At 54.5% G+C, this 16040-nt stretch carries 14 protein-coding genes; 7 read left to right on the plus strand and 7 right to left on the minus strand.

The window, feature by feature from the left end; genetic code table 11:
- Positions 1-258 precede the first annotated feature (258 nt).
- Positions 259-831: a manganese efflux pump MntP family protein gene (locus H6F46_RS13325; protein ID WP_190355427.1), complete on the minus strand. Its 573-nt coding sequence runs from the start codon at positions 829-831 to the stop codon at positions 259-261.
- A 751-nt stretch (positions 832-1582) separates the two neighbouring features.
- Here H6F46_RS13325 and H6F46_RS13330 point away from each other — a divergent pair.
- The 3 genes from H6F46_RS13330 (at position 1583) to H6F46_RS13340 (ending at position 4116) form a co-directional block, all read left to right on the plus strand.
- Positions 1583-2176 (plus strand): cytochrome b/b6 domain-containing protein, encoded by a 594-nt coding sequence (locus H6F46_RS13330; protein WP_190355426.1) that lies wholly within the window; start codon positions 1583-1585, stop codon positions 2174-2176.
- Positions 2177-2770: 594 nt separating this feature from the next.
- Positions 2771-3634, plus strand: coding sequence for a ParA family protein (locus H6F46_RS13335; protein WP_190355425.1), 864 nt, complete (start codon positions 2771-2773; stop codon positions 3632-3634).
- Between the two features lie 152 nt (positions 3635-3786).
- On the plus strand, positions 3787-4116 hold the full coding sequence (locus H6F46_RS13340; protein WP_099534215.1) for a hypothetical protein: 330 nt from the start codon (positions 3787-3789) through the stop codon (positions 4114-4116).
- 12 nt (positions 4117-4128) lie between these two features.
- Here the strand turns inward: H6F46_RS13340 and H6F46_RS13345 are convergent, their stop codons facing one another.
- Entirely contained in the window at positions 4129-4593 is a 465-nt protein-coding gene (locus H6F46_RS13345; RefSeq protein ID WP_190355424.1) for a DUF2809 domain-containing protein, read from the minus strand.
- Between the two features lie 196 nt (positions 4594-4789).
- On the opposite strand from H6F46_RS13345, the gene H6F46_RS13350 reads away from it, so the two are divergent.
- Both H6F46_RS13350 and H6F46_RS13355 read left to right on the plus strand, forming a co-directional pair.
- A complete protein-coding gene (locus tag H6F46_RS13350; RefSeq protein WP_190355423.1) occupies positions 4790-5683 on the plus strand; it encodes an ROK family protein in 894 nt (297 codons plus the stop codon).
- A gap of 205 nt (positions 5684-5888) precedes the next feature.
- Positions 5889-6356, plus strand: a complete 468-nt coding sequence (locus H6F46_RS13355; protein WP_099534218.1) for a helix-turn-helix domain-containing protein — start codon at positions 5889-5891, stop codon at positions 6354-6356.
- A 35-nt stretch (positions 6357-6391) separates the two neighbouring features.
- On the opposite strand, the gene H6F46_RS13360 is transcribed toward H6F46_RS13355, so the two are convergent.
- The 4 genes from H6F46_RS13360 to glyA all read right to left on the minus strand — a co-directional run bounded on the left by H6F46_RS13360 (position 6392) and on the right by glyA (position 11688).
- Positions 6392-7102, minus strand: a complete 711-nt coding sequence (locus H6F46_RS13360) for a hypothetical protein (protein WP_190355422.1) — start codon at positions 7100-7102, stop codon at positions 6392-6394.
- A 216-nt stretch (positions 7103-7318) separates the two neighbouring features.
- Entirely contained in the window at positions 7319-9232 is a 1914-nt protein-coding gene (locus H6F46_RS13365; protein ID WP_190355421.1) for an alkaline phosphatase PhoX, read from the minus strand.
- 80 nt (positions 9233-9312) lie between these two features.
- Positions 9313-9855, minus strand: a complete 543-nt coding sequence (locus tag H6F46_RS13370; protein WP_190355420.1) for a hypothetical protein — start codon at positions 9853-9855, stop codon at positions 9313-9315.
- 549 nt (positions 9856-10404) lie between these two features.
- A complete protein-coding gene (gene glyA / locus H6F46_RS13375) occupies positions 10405-11688 on the minus strand; it encodes a serine hydroxymethyltransferase (protein ID WP_190355419.1) in 1284 nt (427 codons plus the stop codon).
- A 457-nt stretch (positions 11689-12145) separates the two neighbouring features.
- Here glyA and H6F46_RS13380 point away from each other — a divergent pair, with 457 nt between their 5' ends.
- The gene (locus tag H6F46_RS13380) at positions 12146-12568 is read left to right on the plus strand and encodes a type II toxin-antitoxin system VapC family toxin (RefSeq protein WP_190355418.1); all 423 of its coding nucleotides are present in this window, start codon (positions 12146-12148) and stop codon (positions 12566-12568) included.
- Between the two features lie 136 nt (positions 12569-12704).
- Positions 12705-13109, plus strand: coding sequence for a hypothetical protein (locus H6F46_RS13385; RefSeq protein WP_190355417.1), 405 nt, complete (start codon positions 12705-12707; stop codon positions 13107-13109).
- A 75-nt stretch (positions 13110-13184) separates the two neighbouring features.
- Here the strand turns inward: H6F46_RS13385 and H6F46_RS13390 are convergent, their stop codons facing one another.
- Positions 13185-15926: a CHAT domain-containing tetratricopeptide repeat protein gene (locus tag H6F46_RS13390; protein ID WP_190355416.1), complete on the minus strand. Its 2742-nt coding sequence runs from the start codon at positions 15924-15926 to the stop codon at positions 13185-13187.
- Positions 15927-16040: the final 114 nt, after the last annotated feature.

The raw sequence follows: 16040 nt of genomic DNA on the forward strand, positions 1-16040 counted from the left end.
TGAGAATAGGTTTGACGATTTGAGAGAATGAGCGTAACATTGGTGTATTACTTTTTGATTGTTTGGGGTAAGAATTACATCTTCTTACCCCTTTTTTATAACCTGAATCTGTCATTCAACACTTCTGTTTAGGAAGGAAAAGCTTCTTTCTGAAATAAAAAGAGGGGAGCTAATCGAGATTAGCTTCCCCAAACTACAGGTTCTTGATACCTGCTATACCATTTCAATTATTGACATAATGATGGCCACTTTGCCGAATCACCCCGCAGTTAGTAACATTTTGAAGCCAAGCAAAATCAGAATCACACCGCCCACAATCTCCACCTTGCCCACGTGGGAGTAGAGTCGGCAGCCAAAGGACTTCCCTAAAAAGACCCCCGCCAAGCAGACTGCAAAGGTGATGAGGCCAATCACGCCGGCCACTTGCAAGATGGGCGTGTTTACCACCGTCAGCCCCACACCCGCCGCCAGAGCATCAATGCTCGTGGCGATCGCGAGGCCCGTGAGCATTCTGGTGTCAGCGGGGTTGCAGGCTTGTTCGCTGGGGTTGTCATCGTCATCCCCCAGGGCTTCGCGAATTGTCTTGGCCCCGATCGCCACCAACAACAAGAAGGCAATCCACTGATCGTAGGCTTCAATGGTCGATCGCCAGGTCAGGCTCAGACCCCAACCCAAGATCGGCATCAACATTTGAAACCCACCAAAAAACAGAGCAATTTTGATGGCTTTGTGCCAGCGAGCATACTTCATGGATAAGCCGCTGGAAACAGAGACCGCAAAGGCATCTGCTGATAGTCCTAGCCCTAAAGAAGCTGCCGTTAAAATGTCCATGGCGGTTGTTGGGGAATTGAGTTGAGTTGGAAATCAGGGATGTTTATAAAAACGCTTGATTTTCTATCGGGAACAATCTATCAAGCATAAAACTAGAAGTTTTTATCTCATTTCTAAAACAGTGTCATTATAGATAATTTTTTGATTTCTTTGTTTCATATTCAATTCATCTTTGTTGTTTTATTTTCGATTCATTTTTGATTCATTTTTCTAATTCGAATTAGGTTTCGTGGATTAATCGAAGTTGGATTAATCAGAAGAAGATTTTGAGCAAGATAATCACGCCTTAGGGCTTTCTTTGGACTAATGATATCCCTGTATTCTAATCCGAGAATTGGCTTGGGATATTTGCTGGCAGGGCATTTCAAGTGATTGTGATGCGGTTTGATCTGTATTTGATCTATGACGGTAGTAATGTGGTAACCCTCAAGATCAGTAATAATAAATTTATTTTGAAAAATGAAATAATAATGAATGGAAAATGAATTGAATTTGAATCTCAACGCAAAATCTTGAACCCAGTCTCCTGTAATCCCTTGGAGGGTTGCGAGCACCCCAAAATACTCGCCAGGTTTTCTTTTGACCCTTGATCTTGATTTTCAGTGGATGATAATTTTTTAGTATTAGGCAGCCCATGCCGCAACTTATTTTTTCTGGAATTCCTTAAACTCTTTAAACTATATTCAACCGATGAGATGGTCTTTTACGACGATCTTTTTTAGTCAGTCAGGATGACTTGAGAGGAAAATTCATGGCCAAGGCTCAGCCCTATCAACCTTCGTTATTGCGGTTTTTGCATGGCATCAGTGCCATCTTGGGGATTGGGGCGATCGTGACGGCGGCCCTGACCTACAACACTTACGATGGCCGGTGGGGACGGTTGCCGTTGCCCCCGATCGCGGACATTGAAGGCTTGCACGGCACATTCGGTCTGTTTTTCCTGGTGATGTTGTTGCCGCTGGCGCTATACAGTTTTTATTTGGGTGCTCATCGGTTGCTTTCGATCGCGGCGCTGCGGCAACTGGGCAATCAACAGACGGATCAAGCCAAGCGATCGCTCCATCGCCTGGCGAATACGTTGATGTTGTTGGCGGCGGGGCTGGCGGTAGTTTCCGGTCGGCAAATTAAGGAGGAATGGCTGCCGGCCGGGGAATTTCACCATGTTTGGTATTCCGTACATTTGGCGGCTTGGGTGGTGATGGTGTTGTGTTTGGGGCTGCATGTGGCAGCGGCGTTGCGATCGGGTGGTTGGCCCCTGATTCTATCGATGTTGAGCTGGCAGGTGCGATCGAGCGATCGGCCCCAAGCTTGGTGGTCACAGGTTCAAGGTATTTGGCGACGTTAAGCCGCTTCTTTTGAGGAAAGGAAGCACTGAGAAATTCGGTGTTCTTCAAAAAACCAATCAGTCGTAGGGACAGGGTTTCCCTGCCCAGTTCCCGTAATCCTTGGGTGTTCCCAGGGGTGGACAGGGTTAGGGCGATCGCCCGGGTTAGGGTTGGGAGACCCAACCCCTACGGCGATGGGAATGGCGACAGGCCCTAAACCCCTTGTCTGTTCGTTTGTATTTGGGGCATTGGCGATTCAAGGGTCGGGTTTGGGATGGCATAGACCGCAATTTTGTATCGCAACTTCTAGTTTCTGGAGTGCCTTGGGGCTAACTGGCGGCGAGGTCAGGCTCCGTTGGGGGGTATGGGACTGCTTGGGGACTGGTTCTGACGGGTCTGTTTTGATGGATTTACCAAAAATCATTTTAGATTTTTAACAAGTTGACAATTTGAATGTTTATGTTCTTATGAATTTATATTTTGAAATTCTTGAGACGTTGTAAATTTATTAATTTAAATTCTTTTATTTCTGAGTGGCTGGATGGTTGACCAGCGAGCAAGATGGCGAGTGAAGCGGTAGAATTCGCCTGTGGTCTGGGATGTGGGCAAAACCGGTGGCAAGCACAACGATCGCGATCGTGAATCCCAAAGGAGGCGTGGGCAAAACCACAACGGTGCTTTGTTTGGCGGAACTGTTGGCGGATCGATCGCCTGTGGAATCACCCGTGGTGATGGTGGACTTGGATCCCCAATCGCACCTAACGGCCCTGTTGGGGGCGACGGATTCACCCTCGATCGCGACAACGTTGCAAGGACAGGGGGCGATCGGCGATCGACTGGTGGCGGCGGGCGATCGGGGATGGCTGTTGCCGGGTGGTTTGGATTTGGAGTCGGCGGCGGTGGCCTTGGCTCGATCGCCCGAAGGGTTGTTGCGGCTGCGTCAGGCCTTGGCGCAATCTTGGCCACTGCTGGGCAAGCTTGATGCGCAACAACCCAAACCATTTTTGGCAACCTCTGCCGCCCAAACCCAAAGCCCTCTGGTGTTGCTGGACTGTCCGCCGGGATTGGGGTTTTGGACGCTGAGTGCGTTAGCGGCGGCGGATGGGTTGTTGATTCCGGTACAATGCCAACCCTTGGCCTTGCGCAGTTTGTTGGCTCTGATGGAAACGGTGGCCAGTGTGCGATCGCAGCTCAATCCCAATTTGCGGGTTGTGGGGGTGTTGCCCACCATGAGCGAACGACGGGCCCCTTGGTGTGATCAGGTGTTGGCGGGATTGCAAGATTGGGCCCTGGCCAGCCGAGGCGCGATCGCCCTGTTTCCGCCCATTCCTCGATCGGCTTGTTTCCCCAAGCTCACGGTCGATGGAAAATTGTTGCGATCGGGACTTGCTCGCCAACGCCGATCGGTTGTGTTGCAGGGTTATGAAGCGATCGCGGCGGTTTTGGTCGATCGTCCCTCACCCACCAATCCAACCTGATCGATTGCTGCTACTCATCTCCTCGATGGATGCTGCAACCGATCGACTGATTAACGAATAGACCAATCAACCGATCGACTGATTAATCTGATCAATTCCCCTGATTTTCCCCATCCACTTCTCGGTTCAAATCCCCAATTCTGCAATCCACCATGTCTCCAGAACCCACGGCCGGCGATCAGTTGTTAGCACAATATCTGCAACCCACGGAATCCGAGACGGATTCGCTGCCGCCCGCACCCAAGGGCCAAGCGGCCAGTTTGCGCCGGGCTACTTTTCAAGTACGGGAGTCGGTACTGGACGAACTCGATCGCTTCCATTTGGAACTGCAATTGGCCCTGGGCAAAAGCAACGCCCCCTATAAGGAAACGATCGTGGAAGCGGCGATCGTTCATCTCCTGAACCAAGCCAAGGAAGATGGGGGGCAATGGATTGAACGATTGCAACAATGGCAGCAAAGCCGGCTGCGATCGCGCCGCTAGCGCCGTTACTTGTCACTGATCGATCGAGGGGCGATCGGGCGGGGCCACTTGGGGTTGTTCCTGGCCCCAGCGATCAAGCCACCGTAACCCCCCATAGCCCAGCAAGGCCCCAAGGCCGTAGTGGACAAAATCCCACCAGTCGAAGTAGCTACCAAAAATAATTTGCCCCAGGAAGGTGGCGCGAATCGCTTGCAACATCGGTGGATGCCACAGTTGCAGTAGTTCAATCCCGATCGCGATCGCCATCACCCAAGCACTTAGCACCCCAGCCGATCGCCGGGGCCACAGCCAACGGGCCACCCCAATCAGAAAAATCATCACCAACACATCGCCCAGGTGATGTTGCACCCAACTTTCCAAGGGGCCGTGATAGCGCTTGGTTCCCAACCCGAGGGCCGTGAGTATCCCCAGAATACCGGCCAATAGCCAACGATTTTGGCGACGATTTTGGGGTCTAGAAGCGGTTGGAGTCGCCATCGAAGGGTTTGGGTCACGTAATGGGGTTTCGACCCCCAATTTAGCGTTCTTGAATGCAAGATTAGCTTAGTAATCTTGCATTAAGATGGCTGATTGCTGCCCTTTTTGGGGTTGCTGACCGTTGCCCAAGCTTTTGACCCGATCGCGCCGCTAACCGAGATGCCAAAATAGCGCGGCGGAGTTTTGGTACAGAGTCATGGGTTCGGCAACGGTAATCGGGGTAGATTTGGGCGGCACGGCCATCAAGTTGGGACGATATACGGCCACGGGTGATTGCTTGGCTTCGTTGGTGATTGATACTCCCCAGCCGGCCACACCCACAGCAGTCACGGAGGCGATCGCCGCCGCCATTCAGCAACTCGACCCCGATCGAGGAGCAATCGCGATCGGGATTGGCACGCCGGGCCCCGCCGACGCGGCCGGCCGGATTGCCCGAGTCGCTATCAACCTGGAAGGCTGGCGCGATGTGCCCTTAGCCGATTGGATGGAAGCGGCCACGGGCCGATCGACCATTTTGGCCAACGATGCCAACTGCGCTGGCTTAGGAGAAGCCTGGTTAGGGGCTGGTCGCCAATTCCAAGACCTGCTGGTGTTGACCCTGGGCACGGGCGTAGGCGGAGCCGTCATTTTGGGGGGCGAACTATTCGCGGGCCGCACCGGAGCCGCCGGGGAATTGGGTCTGATTACCCTCAATCCCGACGGGCCCCCTTGCAACAGCGGCAATCAAGGATCATTGGAGCAATACACCTCCGTGCAGGCGGTGCGGCGGCGCACGGGTCTGGAACCTCACCAGGTGGCGGCCAAGGCCGCGGCGGGCGATCTGGAGGCGATCGCCTTTTGGGCCGCCTACGGCCGAGACTTGGGAGCCGGATTAGCCAGCCTAATCTACATTTTCACGCCCGAAGCTTTGGTAATTGGCGGTGGCATCAGCGCCGGGGCCCAGTGGTTTTTCCCGGCCATGGAAGCGGAAGTGAACCGGCGGGTGCTACCCTCCTCCCGGGAAGGATTGCAAATGGTGGTGGCGGAATTGGGCAATCAGGCAGGCATGGCCGGAGCGGCCCGGTTGGCTTGGCAGCGATTGGCCCCCTAGGGTGCGTCGATCGGGGCGATCGGGTCGGGTGAATCAAAAGCGTCCGGATTCGACCCTGCCAGCCAGAAGAGCAAAGTGGGGATACGACCGCCGGGCCTTGGCTAGACACCGCAAGCCCAGGGTGGTTGTGCTGGCTCAGGTCAATCGCTTGGCCCCCTGATTTGCTGTTTTTTGATCGCTTGATTGACGATCCCAGGTCGTTCCTATGCCGCCGCGCGTCACGCTGAACCCCCATCTCAGCCTCGATCGCCTGCGCGATCGCTACCGTCAAGCCAAGGAAGCCACCGAGGCCCGCCGATGGCACCTGCTCTATTTAATTGCCCAAGGCTGGACCATTACCCAAGCGGCCCGAGTGGTGGACTTGAGCTATGACTATGCCAAGGAGTTGGTTCGTCGCTATAACCAACTGGGCCCCAATGCGATCGACCGGCGACCCAGCCAACGCCATCGATCGGCTCGATCGCTCCTGACCACGGAGCAACAACAGGAATTAGCGCAATTGCTGGATCAACCGGCTCCCGACGGGGGCCCTTGGTCGGGGCCCAAGGTGGCCCAATGGATTGCCGAACGCACCGGGCGCGATCGGGTCTGGCCCCAGCGAGGTTGGGAATATTTGCAACGACTCCAAGAGGGGAAACCGAGCAACCACCGCACCAACGGGAAGCAACATTAACGGACAACACCAACAGAAGGGTTAATCAACAGTTGTTAATCGGGTTGAACCAGCGACGCTAAAAACGCTTCCCATTGGGCAATTTCAGCAGGATCCGCCTGAGTTTGCTGTTTCCAAGCCAAAATTCCCTCCGCCCCTTGCCGGGCCGCCGCCAATCGTCCCAACGCCCGATCGGCATAACACCGAAACTCCAGCGCCATAATTTGCAATTGCGGATCCTGGTTTTCTAGCCCAAAACCATTCACATCGGCGCAATGCTCATCCAGCGCCTCCCAAGCGCCGTGATATTTTTCCCAATACAAAACCCAATACCAAACCGTACGAAATCGCTCGGCATCCCGTAAATATTCCGTGGCCACGTTCATGGCATGGGCAAAGCGATCGATCGCTTCCTCCAGCAAAGACAAATGCCCCAACGTATTGCCATAGGCCAGATAGAAATCAAAAATTTCCGCCGTTTCCAACTGCCCGGCCATGCCCCGATCGAGTGATTGGAAAATTGCCTGAGCCGCTGCATAGTTCCGCAGGCTCATTAGGCAATAGGCCTTGCGCAGTTCCACCAGCGCCAAAAATGGTCCGGTCACCACCCCTGAAGGTTGGTTGCCCAGGTCTGCAAACACCGCTTCATATTGGGCAAGGGCGCTGGCAATGTCTCCTTCGCCGGCCAACCGGGCTGCCTCATTGAAGCGATCGAGACAAACTTGAGGAACAACCTGAGAAACACCAAAAGATGCGGGATCGGCCATGAACCAACCTCAAAAACAAGCGCCATCGCCCAGCATAACAACAGCGCGATCGCACCGGAAATTACCAGGCGATCGCGCTGTGAGGGTTCATCAACAGCTTGTTTTATGGTCTTGAGCATCTCGTGACGGATTGCAATGGCAGGGGGCAATCGGGAATCGATCGCCCCCTGCATCTAAGAATCCAATTGGAACCTAGAAACTGACGAATTTACCAGCCTACGAACCAATGATGCCGCCGTCCTTCTTGCGAATCACCAGCGTGCAATCGCGAGGAATCCGACCGCTACCTTGGGGCGCTGGGAAATTGGTCTTCGCCGGGTTCCCATCCCCAGGGTGTTGAATATTCACAAACATCGTGCGGCGATCGGGCGTAACCGTAATGCCCGTCACCTCACAGTCCGTAACCCCCGTCAACAGGCGGCGAATATCACCCGTTTCCAGGTTGGCCACCAACAACTGATCATTCAGGCCCTTCTTCTGAGCACCATCGGTTTCAATGAACAGACGGCCATCGGGATCCGCCCACAGACCATCGGGACTGCTGAACGTGCGCTCATCGCCGTTGCCGTGGGTATCCTTCGCCAGGATGAAAATATCCCAAGTGAAGCTAGTGCCCGTGTAATCATCGCTGTCGCGCCAACTGATGATGTGGCCATCGGGGTTGGGGCCCAAGGGATTCGCCGCATTCACCTGCGTGTCTTTGCGCTGGGTGTTGTTGGTCAGGGTGCAATAAACCCGCCCATTCGCCGCAGCCGTAATCCACTCGGGGCGATCCATCGGCGTTGCTCCCAGGGCATCCGCCGCCAACCGGGCATAGGTCAACACTTCCGCCTGATCGCTGAATTTGCCGCGCAGGGCCGGGTTGCTGATGTTTAGCTCCAGCCAACTGCCCGTGCCGTTGTCATTGAACTTGGCCACATAGAGCTTGCCTTCGTCCAAGGGGCTGACCCCACGGGCCCGCATCGATCGCCAGTTGTCCGCTGAAACGAACTTGTAGATGTAGTCAAAGCGCTCGTCGTCGCCCATGTAGACCACAATCCGGCCGCCGCGACCTTCCACCACTTCAGCCCCTTCATGCTTAATCCGACCCAAGGCAGTGCGCTTGACGGGGGTTTGGTTGGGGTTCATCGGGTCAATTTCCACTACCCAACCGAAGCGGTTTTCTTCATTGGCATGTTCAGCGCTGGCCAGGTCAAAACGCTTATCAAACAGTTCCCAGCCATAGCCAAAGCCAGCCGCCGCGAAACCGTAACGCTTTTGGGCGTTGGTCGTTTTCCAAGTGCCCGTTTTGGTTTGGGCGTTGTAGGTGCTGTCGCCAAAGTAGCCGTTGAAGTTTTCTTCGCAGGTCAGGTAAGTGCCCCAAGGGGTTTTGCCGTTGGCGCAGTTGTTCAGGGTTCCCAAGGGCGGGTTACCGGCAGCGGTGCGCAGCAGGGGGCTGTTGGCAGCGGGGCCGCTGAAGGTGACGGGGGTGTTCACATGGATCCGGCGCGATCGGGGGCTGGGCACTGCTTGCCACTTGGCTCCCCGCACCCGGCGAATTTCCACCACCGAAACCCCATGGGCGTGCTGCGAAACCCGCACATCTTCCAGGCTGGTGGGCAAGTTTTTGCCAATGACGTGGCTGTTGGTTCCGTACTCGTGGTTAATGGCCAACATCCCATTGTCGTTGCCTTGATCCAACGGGAAATACCACATTCCATCGTGGCCAATACCGATTTGCTGGGCCTGTTCGGCCGAGCTGGGGCGACGGTTGGGATCCCCATTGTAGTTGGGGCCTTGGCCAGGGCCCTGCAAGGGGCTGCCCCAAGGAATCAAAATGTCGTACTCATAGGCGGAGGAGATGGCCGGCACCGGGCCCGAGCCTGCCGAAACGGGCACGATCGGGAAGTCCACCAATTTCCGCGCTTGGGCCAACAATTCCCCACCGGCCAGACCGGCTTCGGGGTTGGCTCCCGTGGCCGCTGCGGCTCCTTGGGCCAGCAGTTTATCGCCAGCCAGGGCCGCCAAAAAGCCGCTGGCTCCCAACATGGCGCTGCGGGCCAAGAGGTTTCGGCGGGACAAGCGGGCGCGCAAAATGTCTTCAAAGGGGCGGTTGTTCGATCGATTGCTGATGCCGTTGTCGTGAATCACGGGTCTTCTCCTAGTCCTGGCGATGCAAGTGGTGGAAACAGGCTGATGAAGGGGCTGAGGCCGCTGTCTTCGCCGCTGTCCTAATCGAGGTCGCTGAGATAGTCCTGAGCTTGCGATCGCGTCATTTGACCCGTATCCCAAGCCTGATCAATGGTTGCGCCGCGACCACCCACACCCCGAGGGCCCGTTTCCGGTTGCCCCGACTGCGTTGGGTTAGCCGGTTGCGCCGCCACCACAGAATCAGGCGGCTCCGCTGGCTGAGGATCCGGCCGTTGCAGCAAGCGACCGGACGCATAATATTGCGTCCAGGCGCTGACCCTTGGGTTTTGTTGCCACTGCGATCGGGTAACACTCACCGTCAAAATGGGCACTAAATTTCCATGGCGATTGCCCAACACCACAACCTGAACCATCGAAAGGGCCGGTTTTTGCTGAAATTCCCGCGCGATCGCCGCTTGGGCCATCCGTTCGGCTTGGGCCACTAAATCGCGCTGTTCGGTCAGGGTATAAATCGGCAATTCGAGAGTTAGGTTGGGGGGGTTGGCCAGGGCCGGCTGATCAATCAAAGTCAGTCCGCTCCCAAAGTTCCAAGGCCCGATCGCGACGGGATTCAGAACAGCCATGCAAACTGAGGCCAATGCAAACCTAGCCAAGCTCATAAATTCAGCGACGCACGAGACCCATTTGCCAAGAAACCAACATCCACCATGTCGGCTTCCGCAAAGAGCCATAGACGCTATTTACGCTAGGTTTCTTCAGTAAAGACAGGGTTAAGTGGAAACTGGATTTTGATTAACTTTTGGGATCTTTTGCCCTTAAGAAACCTTAATTCCTCAAATTGTCTTTTTCAAAAAAGCCAAAATCAACTCATTTTGAGATCTTGGATTTCTCAATCTTCTAGAAAATTTTTAGCAGTTGCCAAGCTGTTAAGGAAAAGTCAAGAACTAAAAGCTTAAAAAGTTAGAATCTTTAGAATCTATGGATTTAAAAATATTCAATCAAACCCCAAAAACTCCCAAGAAAAAGGGCAGGCCTTTGGCCTTGCCCCTTTCAAAAAACTAAGATTGATGCGCGACTTGCTCAACCAATTAACGAAGACAAGAGTCTCAAACCCTTTGCCCCCACAACTGCGGGTGTTTGGCAAGTGCTGCCCAACTCTTTGCAGGTAGCTTCTAAGCCAGGGCCGGCAGTGCCACCCGCAGGTGGGGATAGAGCGGGAAGCGATCGCACAGGGCTGCTACCCGATCGCGGCAGGCATCTTCAACTGACGCATCGGCCGCGTTGATCAACCGCTCGGCGATGATGTCACCGATTTCCGTGAATTCCGCCGCACCCATGCCGCGCGTGGTCATGGCCGGCGAACCCAACCGGATACCGCTGGTCACAAAGGGCGATTGGGGATCGAAGGGCACGGTGTTCTTGTTGGCGGTGATGTTGATTTCACCCAATAGGCGATCGGCTTCCTTGCCGGTCATTTCGATCGATCGCAGATCCACCAGCACCAAGTGGTTATCCGTGCCGCCAGACACCAGCTTCAGACCACGCGCCTGCAACTGAGCGCCCATGGCCTGGGCATTGGCAATCACCTGGGCGGCGTAGGTTTTGAAGTCCGGGCGCAGCGCTTCCCCAAAGGCCACGGCCTTAGCGGCGATCACATGCTCCAGGGGGCCGCCTTGGCTGCCAGGGAACACCGACTTATCAAACTTCTTGCCCAACTCCTCATCGCGGCACAGAATCAAGCCGCCGCGAGGGCCGCGCAGGGTCTTGTGGGTGGTGGTGGTCACCACGTCGCAGTAGGGCAGGGGGTTGGGATGCAGGCCAGCGGCCACCAGCCCGGCGATGTGGGCAATGTCCGCCATCAGGTATGCGCCCACTTCATCGGCGATCGCCCGGAATTGGGCAAAGTCGATCGTCCGGGGATAGGCAGAATAGCCACAAATAATCAGCTTGGGCTTGTGTTCGATCGCCAGCTTGCGGATCAGATCAAAGTCCAGTTGCTCGGTCTCGGGACTCACGCCGTACTGCACCACGTTGAACCACTTGCCGGACACATTCACGGGCGAACCGTGGGTCAAGTGGCCACCATGGGACAAGTCCATGCCCATGATCGTGTCGCCTGGTTGCAGCAGGGTCAGGAACACGGCGAAGTTGGCTTGCGCGCCCGAGTGGGGTTGCACGTTGGCCCAAGCCGCGCCGAACAGTTCTTTGACGCGATCGATCGCCAGTTGCTCCACCCGATCGACGAATTCACAGCCGCCGTAGTAGCGCTTGGCAGGCAGGCCTTCTGCATATTTATTGGTCAGCACCGAGCCTTGGGCCGCCATCACCGCCGCCGAGGTGAAGTTTTCGCTGGCAATCAGTTCCAGGTGGTCGCGCTGGCGCTGTAACTCGAGACCGATAATTTCGGCCACGAGGGGATCGGATTCGGCCAAAAAATCCAGGTTCGTGCGAGTCACGATGTCAGTTTCCTTGCTTGTTGCGTGGGGGTTGAAAGGGCTGGGGCGAGTGAGGGTCGCGCGATCGATCTGGCTCGGGTTTCGGGTTGCGAGCGCGATCGGCTAACTGTGGCGAAAACACCCCAAGCCAATCATCATACGGCCGATTGGACGGCGGGGCGATCGATCCATAATGGAATCAAAAATGCAATCAGCAGTTTCATCAGCCCCGACGGGGGCGATCGATCATGGTGACGTGGAAATCTTTAAGTGAGCAAGCCGAACAACTGTCCTGGCGCGATCGGCTGATGTTGATCTGGCAACTGGTGCGATCTCTGGGCAGGCGATCGGCTCAAGTTCAGCCACCGAAAACACGATCAGTGTTGGACGTTCTCCAGCCATTTGTGGGTGTTGGTGATGGGCCTGAAGACCTATCAACGAATCCTAAGTATCTTGATGGATTGGGAGACAAAGAAAATTGAATCGTCCTGTTCTTTTAGACACTGGGCCTCTGGTGGCAGTCATGAATCGGCGTGATCAATTTCATAGCTGGGCGCAGCAGGAAATGGCGATGCTACAACCACCGCTCCTGACTTGTGAAGCGATTTTGGTTGAGGCGTGGTTTTTATTGGGACGAGTTCCTAATGGTCGCTCCAGTCTCCTGAGGTTTCTGAATCAGAGTGAACTCAGAATTGGCATCCAATTCGCTCAAGAAAAAGATCGATTGCTGGAACTGATGCAGCGGTATAGCTCAGTTCCGATGTCCGTGGCTGATGCTTGCTTGGTACGACTCTCGGAAAAATTCCCAACGGGCGTTGTGTTGACGCTGGATAGCGATTTTTTGGTTTATCGACGATTCGATCGCGAGCCAATCCCAACAATCATGCCGCCACCTTGTTAATGAGACTTTAGCCCTTGTCGCCAGCGCTCAGCAAGGACTTAACTCTATCCTGGCGATCGGGGTATTCGGTTTGAACCCATTGATTCGTGATTGTGCTTCGGCTATCTTGATTTAGTCAACTAAATGACGAAATGAAATGGATACCAAGCTCGACCTGACCTTTCCCGAAATTGACGCGGACGCTCTCCCCGAGAATCCGCGTTTTGCTTTGCTATCCCTTCGCAAATTTGTTGAAGAAAACCCCGGCATTGCAATTATCTATAGCCGGGTGTGTGAAACCCTGTCGGAGTATCGAGGAAAGGAGACTCCGATTATCTCCCTGAAGCGCTGGCTGACGGCGGCAGGGGTGGATGTCAAGCAATTGCCTACATCAAAAGCCGCGCATCTCAAGGGTGGAACTCCCATTGAATTGGTAGGGAAGGATTTTTCCAGGACGAAGGAGTACCACAGGGACTATAAGCGTGCCGCCTATCGCGCCTTGATCAAAAAGAACACGGGGCGCGAGGTGAAATCTCGAATCCCTGATCCGATCCGGGATTGATCCGATCCGCGATCCGCAAAAATCCATGTTTTGTCGGATCGAAGCTCCTCGACCCGATTAGGCATTGCCCCACAATCATCGATATCCATTCGTATCTCCGATCGCCACGAAGGCCGCCCAATTTTGGGGCCCCGGATATTGCTCCCGCACCTGCAACATGGCCGATCGCAACGCCACCGCCGGATCGCTGCCCGCTGCTCGTTCTGCATAGAAAATTTGCATCATCAGGGCTGTGGGTTCGTCCGGCACTTTCCAGAGACTCGCCACCACCGTTGGCACACCGGCCTTGAAAAATGCCCGTGCCAAACCGATCACCCCTTCACCGCTGACGGTTCCTCGGCCCGTGTCGCAAGCACTCAGCACCGCCAGCCGCGCTTGCAAATTGCGATCGAAGATTTCCGCGATCGTCAATCGCCCGTCCTCCTTGCCGTCAGGAACCAGAGCCAGCCAACTTTCCAAACCGCCATCAACCGTTCTGGGCACAACCCCATGGGTCGCAAAATGCAGCAAACCCGCGCGATCGATCCGTTCTTTCACCTTCGATTCGGTGGCTTGGGCCCCAATTAAAGGCGTGGCATTCAGGGTTTGGGCGATCGCCCGGGCCTCAGACTCTGCGCCCTGCAACGGGTTCAAATTGTCCGGCATCGGATCAGGATTGCCCACAATCAGCGCCGGGCCGTTGCTGGTTTGGGGACGGCGGGCCGCTTCCGCCAACACCGACACCGAAGGCGCAAAGGCCAGGGTATAGCGATCGATCAAAAATTTGCCCGACTCATCCCGCAGGGCCGCAAAGGGAACCACCGCCAATTCACGATGGGGAATGATGATCAATTTGCTGCCCGTTTCTGTGGGTAATAAATCAGCGATCGGCTTGATCAACAGGTCATAGCCTTGTCGTAAATCCGTGGGATTTTCAGTGATCCGTTCGTTGCCCGTTCCTCGTAATTGATTAGCAAGATCACTCAGTCCTTGATCATTGCCCCGCATACTGATTAACCGCAGGGTAACCGCACTGTTTCGCAAAGCTTCAGCCGTTTGACTCAGACCTTTTGCGGATTCGGGTAAGGGAACTTTCCGAAAGGCGATCGCGCCCTGAGGCGGAATCACCCAAATATATAGCTCTCCCCAAACGGCGGAATAGTGAATAATTGTGCCCTTTTGTTGTTGGGCGATCAACTGCATTTCAGCAGCCGTCAGGGATGAATTTGGGGATGTGGAATTGGATTGCAAAAAAGACAGCAGCGATCGGGCCCGACCACGATCAGCAACGACAACCCCTTCAGCCGTTTGATTCATGGCGATCAAGGTTCGTTGCAAAGCTTGATAAACATTTTGTTGGCTTTCCAGCAGCGAGGTGCGATCGCGATCGTTCTGGCCCAAATCAGCTTGAATTGCTTCCAACAGATCTAAGCTGGACTGCAACGCTTTGGCGGATTCTGCTAATCGATTGGTATAGAAATTGGCAAGCCCAAGATTGCTGAATGTCATGGCTGCCACCTCGCGATCGCCAATGGAGCGAGCGATCGCCAAGGACTGTTCGTAATATTCAATGGCACGCTGATATTGATTAAGGGCGTGGTAAGCCATTCCGAGGACAGTCAGGGAGTAAGCGGCTCCTGCTTGGTTGCCAATTTTTCGTTTAATCGCTAGGGATTGTTCGTGATAGGTAATGGCGCGTTGATATTGCCCGAGGTCATGGTAACTGTTGCCCAAACTGCTCAAAACCACGGCTTCACCTTCTCGATCGCCGATCGCCCGCTGAATGGCTAAGGCTTTCTCGTAATAATTAATTGCTTGCTGATGCTGACCCAAATTGTTATAAACATTGCCTAAATGATTTAGAGAAATGGCTTCTCCGTTGCGATCGCCAATTTCGCGCTTAATCGCCAGGGCTTGTTCTTGATAATTGATCGATCGTTGCTGCTGACCGAGAGAATTGTAAATTTGACCAAGATTACTCAGAGAAATAGCTTCTCCGTTGCGATCGCCAATTTCGCGCTTAATCGCCAGGGCTTGTTCTTGATAATTGATTGATCGCTGATATTGACCCAGAAAATTGTAAATAGTGCCAAGATTACCGAGTGAGATGGCTTCTCCCTGGCGATCACTCAATTGGCGATTGAGGACTAACGATTGCTCATAAGAATCAAGGGCACGCTGATAGCTTCCCAAGGATTGGTAAGCTAATCCCAAACCTCCCAGAGTTGCAGAAATTCCTCGTTGATTACCGATCGTGCGGTCAATTTCTAGGGCTTGTTCGTAATAGGTAATGGCGCGTTGATATTGTCCCAAACGGTTATAGACATTGCCCAAACTGCCGAGGGAATCGGCCAGACCGGATTGATTGCCCAGTTGACGCTCGATCGCCAGGGATTGTTCGTAATAGGTAATGGCGCGTTGATAGTCTCCGAGGGATTGATAAACGTTGCCCAGGTTATGGATTGACTGGGCGACTCCCTGGAGATTGCCCCGTTGGCGATCGAGCGCTAGGGACTGCTCGTGATATTCAATGGCGCGCTGGTATTGACCCAAAGCATTATAGGCATTGCCCAAATTACCGAGGGCCGCTGCTTCCCCGCTCTGAGACCGAAGGGCGCGATAAATCTGAAGGGCGGCTTCCCAGGACTGAAGGGCCGCCCGAAACTGACCGGTTCGGTATTGTTGAATTCCCTGTTGCAACAGCCGATCGGCCGCTGGTTTGGAGGGCAAATCCGTAGGCGACTGGGCGGGTTGTGCCGATCGAACCGGCTGGGGCAGGGTGATCGCGGGGATTGCGCCCAACAGCCATACCAACCCGCCCAACCAGAGTCCACGCATGGCCCATTTCCCCGCACTGGATCGCCTTGCCACCCACCATAGCCTCGTAGATTGGATTACGCTTGGGCCCGGGTCGATCGGTTGCGATTTGGCCATCTACAACCTAGGGCGATC

Origin of the sequence: Limnothrix sp. FACHB-1083, from assembly GCF_014696485.1 — a bacterium.
Lineage (GTDB): Bacteria > Cyanobacteriota > Cyanobacteriia > CACIAM-69d > CACIAM-69d > CACIAM-69d.